The sequence below is a fragment of the Aquabacterium sp. UBA2148 genome (assembly GCF_002328915.1).
In the GTDB taxonomy this organism is placed as follows: Bacteria; Pseudomonadota; Gammaproteobacteria; order Burkholderiales; family Burkholderiaceae_C; genus Aquabacterium; species Aquabacterium parvum.
This window is the reverse complement of record NZ_DCXA01000043.1, coordinates 1-1720: the sequence shown is the minus strand read 5'-3', so window position 1 is coordinate 1720 and position 1720 is coordinate 1. Positions and strand designations below refer to the sequence as shown.

2 protein-coding genes are annotated in these 1720 nt (G+C 65.6%); both read left to right on the top strand.

Translation table 11 applies throughout. The features are described from left to right. The first annotated feature begins 118 nt into the window (after positions 1-118). On the top strand, positions 119-1237 hold the full coding sequence (serC, locus tag B2W70_RS02265; protein ID WP_286742417.1) for a 3-phosphoserine/phosphohydroxythreonine transaminase: 1119 nt from the start codon (positions 119-121) through the stop codon (positions 1235-1237). Further along, positions 1230-1720, top strand: a 491-nt coding sequence (gene pheA, locus B2W70_RS02260) for a chorismate mutase (protein WP_286742416.1), incomplete at its 3' end; no start/stop codon positions are given. The genes serC and pheA, both read left to right, overlap by 8 nt.

The window sequence follows — 1720 nt, the reverse complement described above, 5'->3', positions numbered from 1 at the left end:
AGGGCGGTGCTGGCGCCGCCAAGCCGGCCGCCAAGAAGTAAGCTAGAGCCCTCTCTCGTGGTGCGGGGCGCCCGACGGCGCCCCGACCCGTTTTTCAAGACGCCTTTTCCCGCGCGCCATGACCCGCCCCTTCAACTTCTCGGCCGGACCGGCCACGCTTCCAGAAGAAGTGCTGCAGCAAGCAGCGCGCGAGATGCTGGACTGGCAAGGCAGTGGCATGGGCGTCATGGAAATGAGCCACCGGGGCAAGGAGTTCATCTCCATCGCGCAGCAGGCCGAATCCGATCTGCGCGCCCTGCTGGCGGTGCCTGCCAACTTTCGCATCCTGTTCATGCAGGGAGGCGCGCTCGCCGAAAACGCCATCCTGCCGATGAACCTCTCGCGTGGCGGCCGCACCGATTACGTCGTCACCGGCTCGTGGTCGCAGAAGTCGGCCAAAGAAGCGCGCAAGTTCAGCGACGTGCACATTGCCGCCAGCAACGAGGCCGACCACCACACCTCGCTGCCTGCCCCCGGCGCCTGGCAACTGTCGTCCGACGCGGCCTACGTGCACGCGTGCAGCAACGAGACCATCCACGGCGTCGAGATGCACGAGCTGCCCGACCTGGCTTCGCTGGGCTCGAAGGCGCCGCTGGTCATCGACTTTTCTTCGCACGTGCTGTCACGCAGCATCGACTGGTCGCGCGTGGCCATGGCTTACGGCGGCGCCCAGAAGAACATCGGCCCCTCCGGCCTGACGCTGGTCATCGTGCGCGAAGATCTGCTGGGCCAGGCCCTGCCGATCACGCCCTCGGCCTTCGACTACAAGGTCGTGGCCGACAACGGTTCGATGTACAACACGCCCCCCACCTACGCCTGGTACATCGCCGGGCTGGTGTTCCAGTGGATCCAGCGCCAGACCGAGGTCACGCCGCAAGGCACTCTCAAAGGCCTGGCCGCGATGGAGGCCCGCGCCATCGCCCGCTCGCAAGCGTTCTACGATTACGTCGATGGCTCGGGCTTTTACCTCAACAAGGTGGCCGTGAACTGCCGTTCGCGCATGAACATCCCATTCTTCCTGCACGACGAGTCGCTCAACGAGGCCTTCCTGGCCGGCGCCAAGAACGCTGGCCTGCTGCAACTCAAGGGCCACAAGTCCGTGGGCGGCATGCGCGCGTCCCTGTACAACGCCATGCCGATGGCAGGCGTGCAGGCCCTGGTCGACTACATGAAGCACTTCGCGACGACCCATGGCTGACACCCCTGACTCCGCATCCGGCCACTTCCAGCCCGACGGCCGCCCGGTCGATGCACAGCTCGCCGATTTGCGCGTGCAGATCGACTCGGTCGACCAGCAGCTGTTGTCACTGCTGAACCAGCGCGCCAAGCTGGCGCAAGCGGTGGGCGAAGTCAAGAAAATCGACGGCTCGCCCGTCTTCAGGCCCGATCGCGAAATCCAGGTCATCGAAGGCCTGCGCCAAGGCAACCCGGGGCCCGTCCTGCCTGAAAGCATCAGCCCGATCTGGCGCGAGATCATGTCGGCATGCCGCGCGCTGGAAGCCAAACAGCGCGTGGCCTTCCTGGGCCCCGTGGGCACCTTCACCGAGCAGGCCGCCCTGAAGTATTTCGGCTCGTCCATCGAGCCGGTGCTGTGCGCCAACTTCGACGAGGTCTTCCGCGCCACGGAGGCCGGCTCGGCAGATTTCGGCGTGATCGCCATCGAAAACTCGACCGAAGGTGT